The sequence below is a fragment of the Pannonibacter phragmitetus DSM 14782 genome (genome assembly GCF_000382365.1).
Lineage (GTDB): Bacteria > Pseudomonadota > Alphaproteobacteria > Rhizobiales > Stappiaceae > Pannonibacter > Pannonibacter phragmitetus.
This window is the reverse complement of record NZ_KB908221.1, coordinates 112,956-129,764: the sequence shown is the minus strand read 5'-3', so window position 1 is coordinate 129,764 and position 16,809 is coordinate 112,956. Positions and strand designations below refer to the sequence as shown.

13 protein-coding genes and 1 riboswitch are annotated in these 16,809 nt (G+C 64.1%); of the genes, 6 read left to right on the top strand and 7 right to left on the bottom strand.

Annotated features, from left to right (window positions below):
* Positions 1 to 6: 6 nt before the first annotated feature.
* From H163_RS0112525 to H163_RS0112495, 7 genes are all read right to left on the bottom strand, one after another.
* A complete protein-coding gene (locus tag H163_RS0112525; protein WP_026355785.1) occupies positions 7 to 774 on the bottom strand; it encodes an ABC transporter ATP-binding protein in 768 nt (255 codons plus the stop codon).
* Positions 771 to 1,223 carry a DUF1636 family protein gene (locus H163_RS22750; protein ID WP_019964931.1) on the bottom strand — a complete coding sequence of 151 codons (453 nt, stop codon included), beginning with the start codon at positions 1,221 to 1,223 and terminating at the stop codon, positions 771 to 773. Before H163_RS22750 ends, H163_RS0112525 begins: the two co-directional genes overlap by 4 nt.
* A 35-nt stretch (positions 1,224 to 1,258) precedes the next feature.
* Positions 1,259 to 1,475: riboswitch (cobalamin riboswitch) on the bottom strand.
* A gap of 323 nt (positions 1,476 to 1,798) precedes the next feature.
* The gene (gene preA / locus H163_RS0112515) at positions 1,799 to 3,109 is read right to left on the bottom strand and encodes an NAD-dependent dihydropyrimidine dehydrogenase subunit PreA (RefSeq protein ID WP_019964930.1); all 1,311 of its coding nucleotides are present in this window, start codon (positions 3,107 to 3,109) and stop codon (positions 1,799 to 1,801) included.
* A gap of 28 nt (positions 3,110 to 3,137) precedes the next feature.
* Positions 3,138 to 4,496 carry an NAD(P)-dependent oxidoreductase gene (locus tag H163_RS0112510; RefSeq protein ID WP_019964929.1) on the bottom strand — a complete coding sequence of 453 codons (1,359 nt, stop codon included), beginning with the start codon at positions 4,494 to 4,496 and terminating at the stop codon, positions 3,138 to 3,140.
* A gap of 386 nt (positions 4,497 to 4,882) precedes the next feature.
* Positions 4,883 to 6,535, bottom strand: a complete 1,653-nt coding sequence (locus H163_RS0112505) for a CRTAC1 family protein (protein ID WP_019964928.1) — start codon at positions 6,533 to 6,535, stop codon at positions 4,883 to 4,885.
* Positions 6,532 to 8,001, bottom strand: coding sequence for a di-heme oxidoredictase family protein (locus H163_RS0112500; RefSeq protein ID WP_019964927.1), 1,470 nt, complete (start codon positions 7,999 to 8,001; stop codon positions 6,532 to 6,534). Before H163_RS0112500 ends, H163_RS0112505 begins: the two co-directional genes overlap by 4 nt.
* A 42-nt stretch (positions 8,002 to 8,043) precedes the next feature.
* Positions 8,044 to 9,312 (bottom strand): ROK family transcriptional regulator, encoded by a 1,269-nt coding sequence (locus H163_RS0112495; protein ID WP_019964926.1) that lies wholly within the window; start codon positions 9,310 to 9,312, stop codon positions 8,044 to 8,046.
* A 251-nt stretch (positions 9,313 to 9,563) separates the two neighbouring features.
* Between H163_RS0112495 and xylF the strand changes: the two genes are divergently transcribed.
* The 6 genes from xylF (at position 9,564) to otsB (ending at position 16,551) form a co-directional block, all read left to right on the top strand.
* A complete protein-coding gene (gene xylF / locus H163_RS0112485; protein WP_019964925.1) occupies positions 9,564 to 10,598 on the top strand; it encodes a D-xylose ABC transporter substrate-binding protein in 1,035 nt (344 codons plus the stop codon).
* A 145-nt stretch (positions 10,599 to 10,743) separates the two neighbouring features.
* Positions 10,744 to 12,033, top strand: a complete 1,290-nt coding sequence (locus H163_RS0112480) for a sugar ABC transporter permease (RefSeq protein ID WP_019964924.1) — start codon at positions 10,744 to 10,746, stop codon at positions 12,031 to 12,033.
* 3 nt (positions 12,034 to 12,036) lie between these two features.
* Positions 12,037 to 12,819, top strand: a complete 783-nt coding sequence (locus tag H163_RS0112475) for an ATP-binding cassette domain-containing protein (RefSeq protein WP_019964923.1) — start codon at positions 12,037 to 12,039, stop codon at positions 12,817 to 12,819.
* Between the two features lie 148 nt (positions 12,820 to 12,967).
* Entirely contained in the window at positions 12,968 to 14,413 is a 1,446-nt protein-coding gene (xylB, locus tag H163_RS0112470) for a xylulokinase (RefSeq protein ID WP_019964922.1), read from the top strand.
* 1 nt (position 14,414) lies between these two features.
* Positions 14,415 to 15,731 carry a xylose isomerase gene (xylA, locus tag H163_RS0112465; protein WP_019964921.1) on the top strand — a complete coding sequence of 439 codons (1,317 nt, stop codon included), beginning with the start codon at positions 14,415 to 14,417 and terminating at the stop codon, positions 15,729 to 15,731.
* Between the two features lie 82 nt (positions 15,732 to 15,813).
* Complete coding sequence (gene otsB, locus H163_RS0112460; RefSeq protein WP_026355784.1) at positions 15,814 to 16,551, top strand: trehalose-phosphatase; 738 nt, start codon at positions 15,814 to 15,816, stop codon at positions 16,549 to 16,551.
* Positions 16,552 to 16,809 lie beyond the last annotated feature (258 nt).

The following is a 16,809-nucleotide window of genomic DNA, read 5'->3' as shown; positions in this document are numbered from 1 at the left end:
CAGATCTCACAAGTGAAAGGAAAAACGGGGGGAATGGCCGGAGGTATCGATCCGTGAACGGACGGAGAAGGCCCCGGCGATATTGGCTTCGGTCAGCGCCGCTTCCGGCGTGTCCATGGCGAGCACGGTGCCATTGGCGAGCAGCAGCACCCGGTCGGCATGTTCTGCGGCCAGCGTCAGGTCATGCAGGGTGGTGATCACCGTCAGCGGCAGGCTGCGCAGCAGGGCCATCAGCTCCAGCTGGTGGCGGATGTCGAGATGGTTCGTCGGCTCATCAAGGATGAGCAGGCGCGGTTCCTGCGCCAGCGCACGGGCCACCAGCACGCGCTGGCGCTCTCCGCCGGACAGGGTGCCGAAAGAGCGCTCGCTCAGTGCCGTCAGATGCAGCCGGGCCAGCGCATGCTCCACCACCTCGCCGTCACGCGCTCCGGCTGCCGCAAGTCCGCGCTGGTGCGGCAGGCGGCCGAGGCTGACGATCTGGCGCACGGTGAGGGCAAAGTCCGTCGGCTGCTCCTGCAGCACCACGGCAATGCGGCGGGCCGTGTCACGGCTCGACATGGCCCAAAGGCTCGAGCCCTCCAGCCGCACGTCACCTGTCTGCGGCTTGTGGAAGCGGTACAGCAGCCGCAGCAGCGACGACTTGCCCGCGCCATTGGCACCGCAGATGGCCAGCATCTCTCCCTGACGGACGGTGAAGCTGATCCCGGAGAGGAGGGCAGGGCGTCCGCGCGGCCCCCAGCCAAGAGTGTCAGCCTCGAAGAACGGCGCGCTCACGCGGCAGGCTCGAAGGCGGTTGTGCGGCCGGGCGCGGGAATGCGGGCCAGTGCGGTCTTCGCCATCCGGCCCGGACGCTCGGATGCCTTGCACCAGCCATCGGCCAGGCCGTGATACTGGCGGGCAAAAGCGGCAATGTCCGGCACGTCTTCCAGCGTCAGGTTGCCGAACAGCCAGCCGGTTTTGCCGGGAGACGTCAGCGCGACAGCGCAGGGCAGGCCGCAGGCGGCCATGCATTCAACGCCGGAGATGGACCAGTCCGCATCGGCCTGCAGCGCGCTGGCAAGAGCGGCGCCAAGGCTCTGGCCGGGCCGCTCGCCGGTTTGCGTGTCACGGCAGGTGACGCAGATGGTGAGGTGATGGGAAGGGGAGGTTCCTTCCGTTTTGGGAATGGCCTGCACGGCCGCAGGCACATGTGTTCCGGCCAAGGCCGGTCCCTGAATGGTCATGGATATGCTCCTTCCGGGACACCCCGCCCGGCGGTTTGAGGTCTGCTGTGATGGCAGGTCTCCTGACTTGCGGGTCGCCGCTTGCCCGGTCCTTCCCGTTCCTCGCTGGAACAGTGGATCACCCGGGGTCGCTCGCCGCCTACAGTTGCGGGGGCAGTCACGGACTTGGCGCCTGTTGGCTACACCGTACCGTGTTCCCTTTTCACCCGGCCAAGGCTTTGCCAGCCGGGAACCATCGCCGCAGATGATCAAAGCCGCCGCCCTTCCTGTCAAGGTCCGCCGTCATAAATCCGGAACAGGTTTTCATACTGGGGCAGTGATATATGTTATAAGATAACATTACAATTTGAAAAGTAACTTCACACGGACAAAAAAATCCCCGGCTGCCTATGCCGGGCAGCCGGGGGAGTCGCCTCTCATCGAGCTGGGGTGAACGGCATCCCGGGGGCTGGGGTGCCGTCGCAAGTCTGTGCCTTTACGCCAAGTCTTAAGATGCTGACGCATCAAGACTTGGAACGCTCAGGCGCCGCAGTGCTTGAACAGTTTCCGTTGAGCAAAGCTCTCCGGGGGCTTAATCACTCGGCGGCGATGCGGGCGCTGGGGTTGTTCGGATGTGTCGTCCAGTTGGCATAGTCCCCAGAGACGGAACGGCCCGTCCGCGGATCAACGGTTCCGGTGGCCATTGGTTCCATGGTGATGCAATTTTCCACCGGGCAGACCGAGACGCAGAGATTGCAGCCGACGCATTCCTCGTCGATCACCTCGAACTTGCGCACCCCGTCCACCATGTTGGTGATCGCCTGATGCGAGGTGTCCTCGCAGGCGATGTGGCAGCGGCCACACTTGATGCAGAGGTCCTCGTCGATCTTCGCCTTGGCGATGTAGTTGAGGTTGAGGTAGCGCCAGTCGGTGACATTGGGCACTGCACGGCCGGAGAAGTCCGAAATCCGCTCGTAGCCGGCCTCGCCCATCCAGTCCTTCAGGCCCTCGATCATCTCCTCGACGATCTTGAAGCCATAGGTCATGGCGGCGGTGCAGACCTGCACGTTGCCGGCACCCAGGGCAATGAACTCCGCCGCATCGCGCCAGGTGGTGACGCCGCCGATGCCGGAAATCGGCAGGCCGTAGGTTTCCGGATCGCGGGCGATTTCCGCCACCATGTTGAGGGCAATCGGCTTCACCGCCGGGCCGCAATAGCCGCCGTGCGAGCCCTTGCCGTCAATGGTCGGCGTTGGTGCCATGCGGTCGAGGTCGACACCCACGATGGAGTTGATGGTGTTGATCAGCGACACAGCATCCGCCCCGCCGCGTTTGGCGGCCTGTGCGGGCTTGCGCACATCGGTGATGTTGGGCGTCAGCTTGACGATGACCGGCATGCGGGTGTGCTTCTTGGCCCAGCGGGTGACCATCTCGATATATTCCGGCACCTGGCCCACGGCCGAGCCCATGCCGCGCTCGCTCATGCCATGCGGGCAGCCGAAGTTCAGCTCCACGCCATCGGCCTCGGTTTCTTCCACGCGCTTGAGGATCGCGGCCCAGTTGGCCTCCTCGCAGGGCACCATCAGCGACACGACAAGGGCGCGGTCCTTCCAGTCGCGCTTGACGCGCTTGATTTCCTGCAGGTTCACCTCAAGCGGCCGGTCGGTGATCAGCTCGATGTTGTTGAGGCCGATGAGCTGGCGGTCCTTGCCATGAATGGCGCCATAGCGCGGGCCATTGACGTTGACCACATTCGGGTCCTCGCCCAGCGTCTTCCACACGACGCCGCCCCAGCCCGCCTTGTAGGCGCGCACCACGTTGTATTCCTTGTCCGTTGGCGGCGCAGAGGCGAGCCAGAACGGGTTGGGCGACTTGATGCCCACGAAATCAGATCTCAGATCAACCATGACGGGATCTCCGCAAAGAACGGCTGGCTCAGGCGCTGAGCGCCTGATGGATGGCTTCGGCGGCAACCTTGCCGTCCTCGACGGCGGCCACGGTCAGGTCTTCCCCGCCGGCGATGCAGTCGCCGCCGGCCCAGACCCTGGCCATGGTGGTTGCACGGGTGGCGTCCGTGACGATGCGCCCCTTGTCGAGGGTCAGCGCCGCCGCCGAACCGTTCAGCCCGGACGGGTTGAGCTTCTGGCCCACGGCCTTGAACACCATGTCGGCCTCAAGGCTGAAGGTCTCGCCGGTCATCACCAGCTTGCCCGCGTTGTCGATCCGGGTGCGTTCCAGCTCGATGCGGGTCAGCTTGCCGTTTTCACCATGCATCGCCTTGGGGGCTGCCCAGTGCAGGATGCGCACGCCATTGGTCTTGGCGAGGTCCTGCTCATAGGGGCTGGCGTTCATGTGCTCCTTGCCGCGCCGGTAGGCGATGGTTACCTCTTCGGCACCCAGCAGCTTGCTCTGCACGGCAATGTCCACCGCCGTCATGCCGCCGCCGATCACCACAACGCGCCGTCCGACGGGCAGGGTGGAAAGATCCTTCGCCTGCCGCAGCTCCGCGATATAGGCAACCGCATCCACCACGCCCTCCAGCTCCTCGCCGGGAACGGATAGGCCGTTGACGCCGGCAAGGCCGATGCCGAGGAACACCGCGTCGAAGTCCTTCGTCAGCGCGGAAAGGGAAAGGTCTTCGCCCAGCACCTTGCCATGCTCCACGGTGATGCCGCCGATGGAGAGGATGAAATCCACCTCGCGCGCGGCAAAGTCATCAACCGACTTGTAGGCGGCAATGCCATATTCGTTGAGTCCGCCCGCCTTGGGCCGGGCATCATAGAGCGTTACCGCATGGCCATGCACGGCGAGCCGGTGGGCGCAGGACAGGCCCGCCGGGCCCGCGCCCACAACGGCCACACGCTTGCCGGTTTCGGCTGCGCGGGTGAAGGGCGTGGTGGCGTGGGTTTCCATGTAATGGTCGGTGGCAAAGCGCTGCAGCTCGCCGATCTTCACCGGCTTGGCTTCTGCCTCGTTGCGCACGCAGGCCTGCTCGCACAGGGTCTCCGTCGGGCAGACGCGGGCGCACATGCCGCCAAGGATGTTCTGCGCAAAGATCGTCCGCGCCGCGCCGGTGTCGTTGCCGGTCGAGATCTGGCGGATGAACAGCGGAATGTCGATGCTGGTCGGGCAGGCATTCACGCAAGGCGCGTCATAGCAGAAGTAGCAGCGGTCACTCTCCACCCTTGCCTCATGCGGGTCGAGGCGCGGGTGCAGGTCACAGAAGTTCTGTGCATACTGGTCAGCCGGAAGGCGCGCAGGCGCAATGTCCGGACCAGGTCTGGTCTCAGTCATGGGAGGATCTCCGGAAGGTGGCGATCTATGTTCGGCGCCCGTTTCTTTTTGCGAACAGGCTTATCCGTTCCCATTGAAGGAAAATTTGTCCAAACAGTCAAATATTTTTCGAAAGATCAATTATATGAATATGATAGTCATGTTTTTGCAGGTGCTAACTGATTGAATTGATTTGGGGTGGCAATTCTCCAATCAACCGCCTCTCCGGCTTCACCCGGCCGGGAAAACCGGTCTCCGGGCAATCGAACCGGTCAGACCCCTCCGTTTCCGTCCTGCCATGATCAAGTCATGGCAAGACGGTGTGTCTGAGATGGTAATCACCTGACAGTGGTCCCTCCGTAAGACTGTGCCGGCTGTCAGGTGATTTCCGTCTCAGGACACTCTATCTACTCCGGCAGCCAGAGCTTCGCCTCTTCCGCGCCGCGTTCGATGACCACGTGGGTGTTGGCGAAGACGCGGTAGGCGTGGCTCCATTCGCCGTCCGGCCAGCGCACGCGGATCTGGGCGCGTTCGGAGACGCCGAGGCCGAAATGGGCAAAGCCGAGCTGGCCTGAGGCGTGGCCGCCGCCAATCTGCAGGTCGCGCTCGATGGATTTGGTGCCTGCCCGCACGCTGATCTTTGCGCCGATGGCGTTGCGGTTGGGCTTGCCCGGCTGTTTCAGCTCCACCGCGACCCAGTTGCCGAGCGGGCGCGGGGCTTCGGCTGTGCCCGCGCCCGTGTTGCGGAACAGGCTGACGGGGGCGCTGCGGTTGACCACAATCAGATCCAGCAGGCCGTCCTGATTGAAATCGGCAAGGCCAGCGCCGCGTCCGCGCCGCTCCAGCGCGATGCCCGCAAGATCGCCTGTTTCGGTGAAGCTGCCATCCCACTGGCCCAGCAGCAGGTTGTCCGGGTCGAAAGCGGCAAAGTCCGGCATGGCTTCCACATTGCCCTTGGCGATGTAGAGGTCCCAAAGGGTGTCGTTGTTCACATCCTGGAATTCCGCATGCCAGCCGGTCGAGGGGCGCAAGTCCCCGCCTGCATAGGGCCGGTGTGCGGTGACGCCCTTTTCGAAGGCGATGTCCGCATAGACCGGCACCACCTCATCGCCTTCCTTTTCCAGCGTCTGCAGCTTGGTGTCGCCCATGCTGGTCAGCGCATATTCGGGCTGGCCATCCACATCCAGATCGATGCTGGCAATGCCCATGCCCCAGATGGTGAGGCTGCGCCAGCCGTCGGCCCGGCGGTAAAGCCGGGCAGGGCGGCCCGGCGGCACGGCCCAGAGCTGTTCCTCGCCGCCCCGGTAGTAATGCCGGTCGTTGGAAATGCGCAGCGAGGCTTCGCCGGAGCGGTTCCAGTCGGTGAACATCATCGACAGGGCGCAGAAGCCAGGTGTCAGCCGTTCGGCCTGCGAGTAGTCCGGCCGGTCTGTTGCCTGCGGGCGGTAAAGGAAATTCTCGTGGCAGGTACCCCAGGGCGAACCGGGCAGGGAGCGGTCCACATAATTGCCGAAGGCGAGCGCCGGATAGGCGTTGCCAGCCTCCCAGACGGCGGAGAAGGAGGTTGTCCACTCGTTGCCGCCCTTGAAGCCGAGGGAGCGGTTGGCCACCTCGAACTGGCAGTTCCCCTTGCCGCGCAGCAGCAGGTTTTCGCCCTCGCGCAGCACGGCGAGATCCGGTTCGCCGTCATTGTCGAAATCGAGCGGATAGGCCCCCAGCACCTTGGTCAGGCTGCGCTCGTCAAGGCCGCCGTTGCCGCGGGCGAATTTCAGCGGCCCGCCGGTGGAGCTTCCGTTAACGAAAAGCCCGGCGGGGTTCTTGCCGCCTGCAATGAACAGGTCCGGCTTGCGGTCGCCGTTGCAGTCGAGAATGGCAACGCCGCCGCCGACGAAATATTCCCAGGGGCCTTCGTAGCTCTGGCGGATGCCGGCGGCTTCCGCTTCCTCCACGAAATGCGGCACGGGGGCGAGCGAGACCTTGCGCTCCTGCGCCAGCGCAGCCGTGGCGGCAAGCGGCAGCAGGGCGAGGAGAGAGGTGGTAACCGGGCGGACCATGCTCATTTGCCAACCTCCAGGCTGCGCAGGAAGGCAATCACCGCCTGCCGGTCTTCGTCGGGCAGGGCGGCATAGGCCTTCTGCGTCTCCTCCGCCGCGCCGCCATGGGCCATGATCACCTCATTCAGTGTGGTGATGTCGTTGCGGTGGCCATATGGCGCCGTATTGCCAACGCCCCAGAGTTCTGCGGTGATGAACACGTCCCGCTCGACGAAGCGCTGGCCCAGCAGCTCGTTGCCCAGCCGGTTGTTGCGCTGGCCGGAAATCTGATGGCGCTTGAGGTCGCCATAGAGCGGCACAAGCACGCGGCCCTTTTCGTCGCGCGGCAGGGCCTTCACCCAGGCAAGTGTGGAAAGATCCAGCACTAGCGGCGTCTCTATATCCTGCCGCCGCAAGGTGCCAGCCCCTTCCACCGGGCCCGGGTCCTCGAAGGCGAGGCTCTCCAGCGGCAGGGACGGGCGGTGGCAGGCAGTGCAGCCGGTGGCGGCAAAGACCTGTTCGCCCCGCGCCGCTGCTGTCTTCCAGTCCTCCGGCAGGTCCTCCTTGCGGCCCGGCGCGGGCAGGGTGGCCTGAAAGGCGACGAGGGCAGAGACATGTTCGGGGCGGATCTCGTCCGTCACGCCGTCCATGTCGAAATCATCCGTGCCGGTCCACATGGAACCGAAGCGCTCCTGCGCCTGCATGCCGTGATGCACGTTGAGCGCGTTGACCGAAAACTGGCGCAGCGAGGCGAACACACCCTTCTGGCTGAAGGGGCGCAGCACCAGATCCCGGTCGATGCCGTCGATGGCGGAAACATCGATCGTGCCATCGGGATGGGCGGTCACCTTGCCGAAGCTGACGCCCTTGGTTTCGAGCTGCGCCGTCACCGGCACCTTGTCAGCCCGTGCCTTGCGCACGGCTTCGGCGCGCTGGGCTTTCAGCTCAGCCGTCATCTCCCGCGCCAGCAGCTCGATCAGGCCGGAGCCCTGCAGGATGTTGGTGCCGCGCTCGTTGGAAAACTGCGGGTCGGAGGTGTCGAAATCGGCGCTCTCGAAGCCTTCGGAGACGAAGACATTGGCGGTGAAATCCCCGGCGCCGCCGATGACCGGCTGGTGATGGCAGCCGGAGCAGGCGGCCGCATCGGGACCGGGCATGCGGTTGAACATGTTTTCGACCGCGCGCTTGCGCTTCGTCGGCACGATGGCCTGCGTTGCCATGGGCCGTCCGGCGCCTTCCTCGCGGATGAAACGCGCCTCGAACAGGCGGCGGCCTTCTTCGGCAAGGGCTTCCAGCGCGGTGGGGCTGCCGGTCTTGCGGGCTTCATCCAGAGAGGCGCGGATATCCTCCAGCGGCGGCGTGTGATCAACGTTCCGCTCGCTCCAGCTCTGCGCCTGCGCAGATGCCGCAAGGCCGAGCCACAGCGCGCCTGCTCCTGCAAGTGCCGCTGCAACAGGCAGCCATATGCGGCCTCGTTCCTGTCTCCCCCTCATGCCGTCTCTCCCCCCGGCTGCGGTTCATATGTGCCGCAGCAATCAGATCCCTTTGCTGGCGCCTTGGCGGATGAGGCTCGCTCGGGGGCTTATGCCCTCCGGCTGTCCGGTCAGGTTTTCATCCAGCCGCCGCATCGCCTGCGCAACAAGACCGCGGCGGATGAAATCCTCGTTCCATTCCACCACGTCGATCACCAGATGCCGCCGCAAGTCCTCCACCAGCACCTCCTCAAGTGCCTGATGCATGCCGGCTTCCATGAACTCGAAGGCCTCTATGCCCGCGCCTGTCAGCACGACGCGGGCCGGCTCGATGATGGCCAGCAGCCGCGCTAGGCCGGTGCCGAGCGCCCTGCCTGCGCCATCGAAGACGGCCCGTACGTGGGCATCCCCAGCTTTCGCCTTTGCGTAAAGCTCGTCAAAGGTCTGGCTGTTGACCGGCAGCGAGCGCGGGTCCGTGTCTTCGGGCAGATCCAGCACCTGCCGCAGCAGGGCATAGTCGGCGAGATACGCCTCAAGGCAGCCGCGCTTGCCGCAGCGGCACAGGGCGCCGCCTGGAATGTGGTTGGCATGGCCGATTTCCGCCGCCGCTCCCGTGGCGCCGACGAAAAGGTGGCCATCGAGAAACAGGCCCATGCCGACGCCGTAATCCACCATCAGGACGGCAAAGGTGCCGCTGTAGCGCTCTGGCTCCGACCAGTGCAGCGCCTCGGTGATCATGTTGGTGTCGTTGGTCAGGAAGCAGCGCGCCCCCAGCCGGGTGCGGATGGGGTCGACCACGGGGATGTTGCGGCCGCTGAAGGCCGGGCTCCAGACGATCTCGCCCCGCATCCGGTCCACGATCCCCTGCGAGGCGACGCCGATTTCCTGCACGGTCGCCGGATTGGCGCCGGACTCTTCGACAAAGCTGGCAATGGTGCTGCACAGAAGATCGGGAAAGCTTTCCGCATCGGCCCGCGTGGTGTCGAACGGATATTTGCGGCTGAAGATGATCCTGCCGGTAAAATCAGCCAGCGCGAGATCGATCCAGTTGACCGAAATGCGCAGGCTGATGACGCTGGCCGCAGCCCCGTTGAGTGCCAGCATGCTGCGCGGCCGGCCCCGTGACTGGGCCGCGCGCGGCTCTTCGGTCTCGATCCCGGCAATGAGGCCTTCGTCCAGCATGTCCGAGGTGATGGCTGTGATCGTCGCAGGGCTGAGGCGCGTGGCGCGTCCCAGATCGATGCGCGCCATTTGCCCTTCGCGCCGCAGCGTCTGCAGGATGATGCTGCGGTTGCGCCTGCGGATCTGGTCCCTGTTCGCTGTCTGCGTCATGTCCTGACGTAGTTCCCGTGCTGTTTCCGTCCCTGGCCTGCCAGTCTTTATGCCGCCAGCATGGCCTTCAGCGAGATGAAACCGTTTCCGGTCTCCAAAAGCATGTTGACAGGCGGCGAGCTTTGGAGCAACTTTTTTTCGGGCGCCGAAAAAAATAAAGGTCCGCCCGCTGAGACGGGGGTTCGACACTCTCGGGGATTAAGAAGGCGGCGCCGGGAGAAGGGTGACGCCTTTCAGGAGGAAACAACGCAATGCGCAAGATTGCCATGATTTTTGCGGGCGCGCTCATGTCTGCGACCGCGCTCACTGCTGCCGCACAGGCGCAGGATGTCGTCGTCGGCGTCAGCTGGTCCAACTTCCAGGAAGAGCGCTGGAAGACCGACGAAGGTGCGATCAAGGCCGCTCTGGAAGCTGCCGGTGCCAAGTACATTTCCGCTGACGCCCAGAGCTCCTCTGCCAAGCAGCTGTCCGACATCGAAGCCCTCATAGCACAGGGCGCCACCGCCCTCGTGATCCTTGCCCAGGATGCCCAGGCCATTGGCCCGGCCGTGCAGGCCGCTGCCGACGAAGGCATTCCGGTTGTCGCCTATGACCGCCTGATCGAAGATCCGCGCGCCTTCTATCTGACCTTCGATAACGTTGAAGTGGGCCGCATGCAGGCCCGCGAAGTGCTGAAGGCTGCGCCGGAAGGCAACTACGTCATGATCAAGGGCTCCTCTACGGACCCCAACGCCGACTTCCTGCGCGGCGGCCAGCAGGAAGTGCTGCAGCCGGCGATTGACTCCGGCAAGATCAAGATCGTGGGTGAGGCCTACACCGATGGCTGGCTTCCGGCCAACGCCCAGCGGAACATGGAACAGATCCTGACCGCGAACGACAACAAGGTGAATGCCGTTGTCGCTTCCAACGATGGCACCGCCGGCGGCGCCGTTGCAGCTCTGGCCGCTCAGGGCATGGAAGGCATTCCGGTCTCCGGCCAGGATGGCGACCACGCCGCTCTGAACCGCATCGCCAAGGGCACCCAGACGGTTTCCGTCTGGAAGGACTCCCGCGAACTCGGCAAGACCGCAGCTGAAATCGCCGTGGCCCTTGCCAAGGGCGGCACGCTCGACAGCGTTGAAGGCGCTGGCAAGTGGACCTCGCCAGGCGGCGCTGAAATGACCGCGCGCTTCCTGACCCCGATCGCGATCACCAAGGACAACCTCAATGTTGTCGTGGACGCGGGCTGGATCACCAAGGACGCACTCTGCCAGGGCGTTTCCGGCGGCCCGGCTCCCTGCAACTAAGGCCTGACCGGTCAAGACCTTGCACTGCCCCGGATGGTTCCGGGGCAGTGTTTTCGATGTGAAACCGCAGCGCTTGCTTGACTGACCTTGGGTCACGCGCTCCAATCGGCACATCAGGACCGGCTTTTCAACCAGGAGCACTTCGATGTCGAATGCAGACCTGTCCGGGGCGAGGACTCCGGCGGCCCGCTCGTTTTTATCCGCGCTGCAGCTGGACACGCGCCTGCTGGGCATGATCGGGGCGTTCATCGTCCTCTGTCTCGTGTTCAACGTGATCACGGACGGGCGTTTTCTGACACCGCGCAACATCTTCAACCTGACGATCCAGACCGTCTCGGTCGCCATCATGGCAACGGGCATGGTCTTCGTCATCGTCACCCGTCACATCGACCTGTCCGTTGGTTCGCTCCTGGCGACGGTCGCGGCGGTGATGGCGGTCGTGCAGACGCAGGTTCTGCCCGGAATGCTTGGCCTCGGCCATCCCTCCATCTGGATCCTGGCCATTCTCGCCGGTCTGGTGGCTGGTGTTGCCATTGGCGCGGCACAGGGCTGGATGATCGGCTATCTCGGCATTCCCGCCTTCATCGTCACGCTTGGCGGTTTGCTGGTCTGGCGCAACGTCGCCTGGTTCATCACCGACGGCAAGACGATTGGCCCGCTGGATGAAACCTTCCTGCTGCTCGGCGGCACGGGTGGTTCGCTCGGCGAGATTTGGTCCTGGGTCTTCGGCCTCGCCTGTGTCGCCGCTTCCATGGCTCTTCTGTTCTCTGCCCGCAAGCGCCGTGCCTCGCATGGCTTTGCCGTCAAGCCCGCTTGGGCGGAAGCCGTGATTGCAGCGGTGATCTGCGGTGCCATTCTCGGCTTCGTCGCCGTGCTCAATGCCTATGACATGCCGGTGCAGCGCGTGCAGCGCCTGTTTGCAGATCGCGGCGAGGTCATGCCCGAAGGCTTCCGCATGGGCTACGGCATCCCGATCTCGGTGCTGGTGCTGATCGTTGTGGCTGTGGCCATGACTGTTGTCGCCCGCCGTACCCGCCTTGGCCGCTACATTTTCGCAACCGGTGGCAACCCGGATGCAGCCGAACTGTCGGGCATCAACACCCGCCTGCTGACGGTCAAGATCTTTGCGCTGATGGGCGGTCTTTGCGCCATCTCCGGTGCGGTGGCAGCAGCCCGTCTCGGCTTCTCCACCAATGACATCGGCACCCTGGACGAACTGCGCGTCATTGCGGCGGCGGTGATCGGCGGCACGGCCCTGTCCGGTGGTGTCGGCACCATCTACGGAGCGATCCTGGGTGCGCTGATCATGCAGTCGCTGCAATCCGGCATGGCCATGGTGGGCGTGGATGCGCCGCTCCAGAACATCGTCGTCGGCATCGTGCTGGTCTTTGCAGTCTACGTCGACATCATTTACCGCAAGCGCACGGGGGACTGAACCATGGCGCCTCTGGTCGAAATGAAAGACATCTGCATCTCGTTCGGCGGGGTGCGTGCGGTGGATCATGTGTCCATCGACCTCTTCCCCGGTGAAGTGGTGGGCCTTCTGGGCCACAATGGCGCGGGCAAGTCGACGCTGATCAAGATCCTGTCCGGCGCCTACCGTCAGGACAGCGGCGAGATCCTGATCGATGGCCAGCACGCCACGATCCACAGCCCGCGTGATGCGCGCAAGTACAACATCGAGACGATCTACCAGACGCTGGCGCTGGCCGATAACCTCGATGCTGCCTCCAACCTGTTCCTCGGCCGCGAGCTGGTGACGCCATTCGGCTTCGTCGATGATGATGGGATGGAAGCCGAGACGCGCAAGATCATGGGGCGGCTCAACCCGAACTTCAAAAAGTTCAAGGCTCCGGTGAAGGCCCTCTCGGGCGGCCAGCGCCAGTCGGTTGCCATCGCCCGTGCGGTCTATTTCAATGCCCGCATCCTGATCATGGACGAGCCAACGGCTGCTCTTGGCGTACACGAGACGCAGATGGTGGCGGAACTGATCGAGGAGCTGAAGCGTCAGGGCCTCGGCATCTTCCTCATCAGCCATGACATCCACGATGTGTTCAAGCTGTGTGACCGCATTGCCGTGATGAAGAACGGCCAGCTGGTCGGCACCGCCAAGACCACGGACGTGACCGATGATGATGTGCTGGGCATGATCATCCTCGGCAAGTGCCCTGCCGGCGCAACGCCGGGGCCGGGCGCGCTGAATGATGCAGTGGCGGCCTGATGGCCTGACCATGCGGGAGCCTGCGGCATTGCAGGCTCTGGCAGAAATAGCCGTCATCGGCTATGGAGAAACAGTCCCCGGACGGGTGCGCCAGTTATGTGCGGCCTGCTCCGGGGTTCTTTCGGTTCAATTTTGAGGGGCGTACCTCATGTATATCGGCCTTGATATCGGCACCAGTTCGGTGAAGGCGATCCTGATGGACGGCAGCCAGGCGGTGCTCGCCTCGGCCAGTGCCCATCTGACGGTCGAGCGCCCGCATCCCGGCTGGTCGGAGCAGGACCCGGACAGCTGGTGGACGGCGCTGGAACTGGCGATGGACCAGCTTGCCGCCTCCCATCCCAAGGAGATGGCTGCGGTGCGCGGCATCGGCCTGTCCGGCCACATGCACGGGGCCACCTTGCTGGATGCGGCAGACAAGCCGCTGCGTCCCTGCATCCTGTGGAATGATGGCCGCTCGGCTGCACAATGCGCGGATCTGGAAGCGCGCGAGCCCCGGTTCCTCAGCCTTGGCGGCAACCGGGTGATGCCCGGCTTCACCGCGCCAAAGCTGCAGTGGGTGCGCGAGAACGAGCCGGAGATCTTTGCCCGCACGGCCAAGGTGCTGCTGCCGAAGGATTACGTCCGCCTGCGCCTGACCGGCGAGCACGTGGGCGACATGTCGGACAGTGCCGGCACTCTGTGGATGGATGTGGCCGCCCGCGACTGGTCCGATACGCTGCTTGAAGCGACCGGTCTCAACCGCAGCCACATGCCGCGCCTTGTCGAAGGTTCGGATGCCAGCGGCCGCCTGCGGCCGGAGCTGGCGCAGCGCTGGGGCATGGCCTCGGCCCCGGTGGTGGCCGGTGGCGGCGGCGACAATGCGGCTTCGGCCTGTGGCACGGGCGCGGTGAAACCGGGCTCGGCCTTCGTCTCGCTCGGCACCTCCGGCGTGCTGTTCGTTACCAATGACCGGTTCTCGCCCAATGTGGGCAGCGCCGTGCATGCCTTCTGCCATGCGGTGCCGGACACATGGCACCAGATGGGCGTGATCCTGTCGGCAACCGACAGCCTCAACTGGCTGTCCAAGGTGCTGCTCCGCCCGGCGCAGGAGCTGACGGGGCTCGTCACGGATCTGAAGCGGCCTTCGGATGTGATGTTCATGCCGTATCTGGGCGGAGAGCGCACGCCGCATAATGATGTGGCGATCCGGGGCGGTTTCTTTGGCATCTCGCATGACACCGATGAGGCGGAGCTGACCCATGCGGTGCTGGATGGCGTTGCCTTTGCCCTGATGGATTGCCTTGCGGCGCTGACCTCTGCCGGCACGAAGGTGGAGCGTGTCACCGCCGTGGGCGGCGGCTCGCGCTCGCGCGTCTGGCTGGAGATCATCGCCACCGTTCTGGGCGTCACCGTTGATCTGCCGCAGGATGGCGACTTCGGCGCCGCGCTGGGTGCTGCCCGCCTCGGTCAGGCGGCGGCGGATGGCTATTCCGATGCGCTCTTCAGCGCCCCGCCGATGGCCGCTGCCATCGACCCCAATCCCGCTCTTCGTTCCGCCTATGGCGAGGCCTATGCCCGCTGGCGCAAACTCTATCCCGCAGTGAAGGAGATCTGACGTGGCTACTGGTTTTTTTGACGGCCTGGAGCCGGTCCGCTTTGTTGGTCCGGATGCCAGGGACCCCTATGGCTACCGCTTCTATGACAAGGACCGGATGGTCCTCGGCAAGCGCATGGAAGACCATCTGCGCCTTGCCATCTGCTACTGGCACTCGTTCTGCTGGCCGGGTGGTGACCCGTTCGGCGGCGACACCTTCCAGCGCAAGTGGATGGCCGCCGGTGATCCGATGGAACAGGCCCGCCTGAAGGCCGACGTTGCCTTCGAGATGTTCCAGCTGCTGGACATGCCCTTCTTCACCTTCCACGACCGCGACATCGCGCCGGAAGGGGCGACGCTGGCCGAGAGCAATGCCAATGTGAACGCCATCGCCGACATCTTTGAAAAGAAGATGGCCGAGACGGGCGTGAAGCTGCTGTGGGGCACTGCGAACCTCTTCTCCAACCGCCGCTTCATGAGCGGTGCGGCCACCAATCCGGATCCGGAGATCTTCGCCTATTCGGCAGCGCAGGTGAAAAACGCCATGGACGTGACCAAGCGTCTGGGTGGTGCAAACTACGTGCTGTGGGGCGGCCGCGAGGGCTATGAAACCCTGCTTAACACCGACCTGAAGCGCGAGCTGGACCAGCTCGGCCGTTTCCTGTCCATGGTGGTCGAGTACAAGCACAAGACCGGCTTCAAGGGCACTATCCTGATCGAGCCGAAGCCGCAGGAGCCGACCAAGCACCAGTATGACTATGATGTCGCCACCGTCTTCGGCTTCCTCAAGTCCTATGGCCTGGAGAACGAAGTGAAGGTGAACATCGAGCAGGGCCATGCGATCCTTGCCGGTCACTCCTTCGAGCATGAGCTGGCGCTCGCCAATGCGCTGGGCATCTTCGGCTCGGTGGACATGAACCGCAACGACTACCAGTCGGGCTGGGATACGGACCAGTTCGCCATGAACGTTCCGGAAATGACGCTGGCCTATTACGAGATCCTGAAAGGTGGCGGCTTCACCACCGGCGGCACCAACTTCGACAGCAAGATCCGCCGTCAGTCGATTGACGCGGTGGATCTGATCCAGGGCCACATCGGCTCGGCAGACGCCATTGCGCGCGGCCTGCTGGCTGCTGCCGCCATGATCGAAGATGGCCGTCTCGGCGGCTTCGTCGAAGACCGTTACGCCGGCTGGTCCAAGCCGGAAAACGCTGCAATCCTCAAGGGCGACGTGTCGCTGGAGGCTCTGGCTGACCGTGTTCATGCTACGGATCTTGAGCCGCAGCCGAAGTCCGGCCGTCAGGAATATCTGGAAAGTCTCGTCAACCTCTTCGTTTGACGTCTTGCAATCATCTGTCCCTGCTCCGGAGAAAATCCGGGGCAGGGGTGGACTTTTCTGCCCTGTGCCTTAAATTGTGCACATGCGAAATTCTGTCCGTCTGCAGTCCGATAGTGCCCTCTTCCTCGACTTTGATGGAACGCTGGCTGCTCTTGCGCCGCGTCCGGAGCTCGTAGACGTTGATAGCCAAGTGATCAGCTTGCTGAGCCGGATCAATGATTGTCTGGATGGTGCTGTCGCCATCATCACCGGCAGACCTATCTCCGAGATCGACGGCTTTCTTCATCCCCTCACACTCCCCGCCGCAGGGCTCCACGGCCTTGAATGGCGCAAGACCGCAGCTTGCGCCTCTGTCCGCGCCGAAGCCTCACCGGACCTGCAGCATCTGCGGCAATCTGTGGAAGCGAGCGGGCTTCTGGCTGGCGGCATCATGCTGGAAGACAAGGGGGCGGCCATCGCGCTGCACTACAGGTCCGTTCCCCATCTGGAAGGCGCGCTGGAAGCGCATCTTGCGCGTGTTCTGACCGGGCTGCCGGATCTGCATATCCTGCGCGGCAAGATGGTGATGGAGGTGAAGCCTGCGACCCATGATAAGGGCCTGGCGCTGCGCCGCTTCATGGAGCTGCCGCCTTTCAGCGGGCGGGTTCCGGTTTTTGCCGGCGATGATGTGACGGATGAAGACGCCATGGCGGCCGCGCTCGCTCTTGGCGGCAGCGCGCTCAAGGTAGGCGAGGGGCCAACCTGCGCAACCGCACGCCTGCCGGATGTTGCTGCCGTTACGGACTGGCTCGCGCAGCAGGCGCACCATCTGACGGCATAAACCGGCAGGCGGGGCTTCCTGGAAGCTTCGAACACCTATTGCGGGAACTCTTTGCGGTGCTGGCTGTTCAGTCAATGGCGCTTGGCGCTGCATGAACATTTTCAAGGCGTGATGCGCCAGCATCCCGGAGCCTTGGTTTCACTGTGTCTTGAGAGGGCATTTCATCTGCTGCCTGCCTGCTGTCAGGCTTCCGGCACATCAATCAGAGCAAAGGAGGCATAGGCCATGGGACGGCTTGTTGTGGTATCAAATCGGGTG